Source organism: Hyalangium sp. (assembly GCF_035629615.1).
Lineage (GTDB): Bacteria > Myxococcota > Myxococcia > Myxococcales > Myxococcaceae > Hyalangium.
Window position 1 is genome coordinate 1 of the sequence record NZ_DASPHO010000074.1, and the last position, 4,957, is coordinate 4,957.

The 4,957-nt window shown below is 63.1% G+C and carries 4 protein-coding genes; all 4 read right to left on the reverse strand.

Going from position 1 to position 4,957, the window contains the following annotated elements; genetic code table 11:
• The coding region (locus VD972_RS03320) for a hypothetical protein (protein ID WP_324980602.1) at nucleotides 1-756 on the reverse strand (756 nt) is incomplete at its 3' end.
• Nucleotides 757-796: 40 nt separating this feature from the next.
• A complete protein-coding gene (locus VD972_RS03325; protein WP_324980605.1) occupies nucleotides 797-1,597 on the reverse strand; it encodes an IS5 family transposase in 801 nt (266 codons plus the stop codon).
• 159 nt (nucleotides 1,598-1,756) lie between these two features.
• Nucleotides 1,757-2,383, reverse strand: a complete 627-nt coding sequence (locus VD972_RS03330) for a hypothetical protein (RefSeq protein ID WP_324980608.1) — start codon at nucleotides 2,381-2,383, stop codon at nucleotides 1,757-1,759.
• Between the two features lie 498 nt (nucleotides 2,384-2,881).
• Nucleotides 2,882-4,951, reverse strand: a complete 2,070-nt coding sequence (locus VD972_RS03335) for a serine/threonine-protein kinase (RefSeq protein ID WP_324980611.1) — start codon at nucleotides 4,949-4,951, stop codon at nucleotides 2,882-2,884.
• Between the last annotated feature and the right edge of the window lie 6 nt (nucleotides 4,952-4,957).

Sequence of the window (4,957 nt, forward strand, 5' to 3'; positions counted from 1 at the left end):
GGTTTCGGCTTGCTCCAGTTCAACTGAGAATGTTACTGGATCATTGCCCCTCATTGCGCGCGCAGTAAGGCTTGCAACGATTGCCGTACCAAGCAACAAAGCGTCCTCTCCTTCAGGGCCAGGAGCGCCATGCTGGGTTAGCAACTGCACTGCCTCGGCAGCACGTTGACGCCGTACAAGCGATGTCGCGTACACACGCCGCAGCATAGCACCTGAGCTTCCCTCAAGGCTGTGCTGCTTGGCCAAGCGATCAAGTGCTTCGTAATCGCCTTTGTAGAGCAATATCTGTGCAAAGACTCCAGCAATTTGCAAGGAGTTCTCGCCGCCAAGCTCTGCAGCTAGAAGGGCTTCTGCCTCCGAGAATTGCTCGCGCATTGCTAGAGCTATTGCTCGACCAATCTTCACATCACGGCTTGTGGGTGAAATCTCGTATGCACGATCGAACGACGCTTGAGCAACCGCAATGTCCCCTACATTCCACTGGGCAAACCCAAGACGCGTGTGAGCAGTTGCGCGTACTTCGGCAGCAATGCTCGCGCCATCTAGCTGATTTGCGGTTGCAAGCCAAATCCCAACAACCTCGCGTCGCGACTTCCCTTTCACCATCTCTTCTGTTCTTGCCAGTGCCGCGTGCGTGCTTACAGAGCGTTGACCGCTAATGATTTCCTCAAGATTCAGGATTTTCGACTCTAGCGACTGTTGGCGCTGTTCGGCGAGTTTGTCGGCATGTACTAATCCGCCTTCATCGGCTAACAACTGCCTGCGCATCTCCTGAGAGGGTGTTGAACCAAGGCAGTCAAGCAAGGCGGCCCAGCATTAGTCGGATCATGCCCAAGTAGATGAACGTCTCGGAGGACTCCTCCTTTCGCTCGTAGTCTCTGGACAGCCGCCGCTCCCGGCTCAGCCACCCGAACGTTCGCTCCACCACCCATCGCCTGGCCTGGACGACGAAGCCCGGAGTGGTGTCCGTGCGCTTCACGATCTCGACCTCGATGCCGGTCTGCTGGGCGATGTCCGCCACACGAGGCCCCTCGTAAGCGCCATCGGCCCATACCTTCTGCAGCGTGGGGAACTGCTCGGCGGCCATCGGCAACACGGCCGCGGCCGCATCTCGGTCCTGCACGTCGGCCGTCGTGATCCACGCAACGAGGACCAGACCCAGCACGTCCACCAGCAGGTGACGCTTACGGCCCTTGATCTTCTTGCCGGCGTCATAGCCTCGGCTCTCGGCTTCCAGAGCCGTCTTCACGCTCTGGCTGTCGAGGATGCCTGCGGTGGGCTGCGCAGAGCGCCCCTCTTGCTGGCGCACCTTTCCGCGCAGCACGTCGTGCAGCAACTTGAGCGTGCCGTCCTTCGTCCACAACCGGAAGTAGTGGTAGACGCTCTGCCAGTCGGGCATGTCGTGCGGCAGATAGCGCCACGGAGCTCCGGTGCGCGAGATGTAGAGGATGGCGTTGACCACTTCTCGCCGCTCATGCACCACGGGTTGGGGGCCGACGGGATTGCCGCGAACAAACGGTTCCACCAAGTCCCACTGCGCATCGGTCAAATCGGAGGGGTAGCGCGTCCTGGCAACAACCTTGTGAGTAGGGCTCATGGCAGCGCCATAGGTCACGCTCCAGGCAACCTCAAGGGTTTCACTGGGAGTGGCCTACCTCACAGAGCAGCAAAAGGCTTAGGCGCTCGGTCAGCTGAACGCATGAGCCTTGTGCTTGCTAGAGCGCCGATCAGTTCGAGGTCTAGTGGTTCTGGGGACTTAGCAGCAGTATCCAAGCTGATGATGCCAGCCGGAGGATAGGGATCGAAGCGGCCGCCCGTGCCAGCAGCGCGCTGGGCAAACCTGTCTGACAACCAGACAGGTTCGGCCAGAGCACGCAGACGGGGTGCCCTCGAACCAGTTCAGCGCAGAGAGGCTCCCCTCAAAGCTGGATAGTGTGGATTTCAAACGATTCGGCGCTCTAGGATGCAGGGGGAGTACAACATGCTGGGCCTGCTCACCCCGGTTCAACACCCTCTGAACAAGCGCTTCAGCAATCTCTGAAGCAATTGCCAGCCGTTTCGACTCATATGCTTCAGGGATCTGTAGATCTCGGACAAGCGGCTTGATTATTACGCTCGCGCCTGGCGCTGCCATCTTTGCCGCCTGTTCTAGTTCCTCAAATAATTCATCATCGAGCAGCAGCCTCGTAAGCTGCTGTCGCAATTGCGGTATGAATCGACGCTCGGGCACATCAACAACAGCAGCAAGCTTGCCGATGCGCCCTGCACGACGAGCACCTAACCATTTGCGAGTAGCAGTCCAGAGTCGGACTGCTTGCACAAAGGCCCCCACACCACGGCTGATGGTGATGAGGAGCGGAAAAAATGCAGTGAGCTTGATCATTCAACTGCACTTTATAACACCTCCCAGCTGATCTTGTCCCTGCTTCTCATATGCCGCGACCAACCCACCACCGGCACGGCTGGCATTGCAGTTGGTGCGACGCATAGGCCGAACGGGGGCCGTGTGGCCCTGGGGAGAGCGGTCGACCGGTGCAGGGCGAAAGAAGAGGGCCGCTGATAGGGCCCAACTTCACCTGTCCGACGCGCAGGGGCTCCACGCGCCCAGCACGTGAGGCTGGACGCGCGGGGGCTCCACCGGGCCTTGGCTTCACCTATCCGACGCGCGGGGGCTCCACAGGCCCCGCTGGCGAGCCTGGGCGCTCGCGGGGCTCCACCGGGCTCGGCTCCACCTGTCCGACGCTCGCGCGCTCCACGGACCCACTAGGCGAGCCTGGACGCGCGCGGGGCTCCACGGGCCCAGATCCACTGTCCGACGCGCGAGGGCTCCACTGGGCCCGGCTTCACGTGTCCGACGCTCGCGCGCTCCAGCGGCCCCGGCTCACCTCCACCGCTCAACCACCCTCGTACTGGACACCTTGGACGCTACAGGGGCGCCGGGCTTCGAGCCCTCGCGCTTTGGCGAGCCCAACTCGCCCCCGTTCTCCAGTTCGAGGCAGATCGGCACGGTGCGCCCGCCTGGAAGGTGGGCACGGAGATAGCGCCCATACATGCGATCTCCCGGCGTCCACAGGTGCCCATCTATCCGCATCCCCGCAGGGGCCTTGCCTTCCGCCCTGATCAGGGCACCCGTGACGGGCCCATCCTTCGAAACGGCCAAAGGTTGCTCGCGCCCCTCTTCGTAGGTCCCCTTAGTCACGTCCAGCAGGATGCCGGGCCCAAGGCCGCCCACTGCCCAATCTAGCTCCTCCATGGCCTTGATGGCTTCCTCGGGGCATGGCTCGGGATCCGGGCGCGTCTGCACACCAGTGCAGCCCGCTTCAAGCCATGCCACGGAGGCCACGAGTAGCGCGCACTTCTCAACCTTCGAGAGCACGCGCCGCCTGCTGGCCTTCTGATTCTGAACCTGCTGCGGGTTGGGTACGCCGTTGGTGAGAGTCGGGGAGTTGTCGGGCAGCGTCACGGAAGGGCTCGCCTCCTTCTGGGTAGGGAGAGGCGAGGCTAACCGTTCGGGGCGGCTTGTCGGCTTTTCCGCCAGAGTGCTGGAGGCGGGGAGTTGATCCGCTGGTGCGCTCCTAGCCACGGGGGGCGGCGCTGGCTGCGCTGGCCTGTGCAGCAGGGAGGCGGTCACGACTGCCGCGAAGACAGAGAGCGCCAGCGGCCCGACGAACACCGGACGCAACCACTCATGGCGCTGGTTGTGGTGCACAGCAACCCCCGCAGCAGCAGGCACGGGCGCGGCATTCGATGGCGCTGGCGCTGGCGCTGGCGCTATCTGCACCGGGGAAGGAGCGGGCGCGGCATCCGCTGGCGCTGGCGCTATCTGCACCGGAGAAGGCACGGGCGCGGCATTCGCTGGCGCTGGCGCTATCTGCACTGAAGAAGGAGCGGGCGCGGCATCCGCTGGGCCCACCTGTGCCGGGAGCGGATGGAAGGGGACCAGTTCCTGCGGGCCCTCGGGTTCTCGCGCTTCGACTCGTACCGGCTCCCCTTCGGCGGGTTCTCGCGGTAGCAGCGCGGATGCCGGGTGAATGGAGATCTCGCGCCAGTCCTCCCCCTCATGCCGCGCCAAGTCTGACAGCAGGCGCCGCGCATCCTTCGCCGTCGCGGGCCGCACCTCCAGGTCGCGACTGATCAGCTTCATTGCGTAGGCGCTCAACTCTGCCGGAACGCGCCCCTTGGTTTTGCGGTGCGGGGTGGGCGGGGTTATCAACATGCTATTGAGCACGGGCCGCCCCTCGCTGCGTTCAGGTGTGGGGTCCGTCAGCACGTCGTAGAGGTTGGCTCCGAGCGCGAAAATATCGTCCGTCGCCTTGAAGGTGTAACGGGCCCCGGCCTTGAGGCGGTTTGCCTCCCAGAAACTTTGAGCCTCGGGGCTGCGGTTGCGCGGCGTTCCAGGCGGGAGCGGCCCGTCCGTCAATTCCTCGGCGGTCGCGTAGTCCGCCGCCCCAAAGTCGATGATCACTGGCTCGCCGTCCTTGGTGACCATGATGTTTCGCAGGCTCAAATCCCGATGGAACACGTTTTTCGCGTGCATGTACTCCAAGGCGTCAAACAGCTTGAGGAACAGGACGACGACTTCATGCGGCGTCGGGTTGGTCCTCTCGACCCAGCGGGCGAGCGTGTAGCCGTCCACGAACTCAAGAACGATGTAGTGGAAGCCTGAGAGCGCACCCGGCCACCGGCCTTGCGCCAACATGCGGATGATGTGGCGGTGGCTGAGTTGCTGGAGGCAGGCTGCCTCGCGACGCGCGCGCGCGTCCGTCTGCTTCGGATCAAGGCTTCGCTCTGTCTGACAGGCCACCTTGAGCGCGAAACGCTCGCCGTCCTTCTCCACCTCGTAGACGACGGCATACCCGCCCCTTCCGATGCGTCGGACAATGCGCCAGTCGCTCACCATCTGGCCGGGCTTCAAGTCCAAGGGATCAAAATCCGCGAACATGCTGGGCACCTTTCG

Coding starts and splice junctions, on each gene's coding strand:
- VD972_RS03325 (WP_324980605.1), bottom strand. CDS start 1,597: ATGAGCCCTACTCACAAGGTTGTTGCCAGGACGCGCTACCCCTCCGAT.
- VD972_RS03330 (WP_324980608.1), bottom strand. CDS start 2,383: ATGATCAAGCTCACTGCATTTTTTCCGCTCCTCATCACCATCAGCCGT.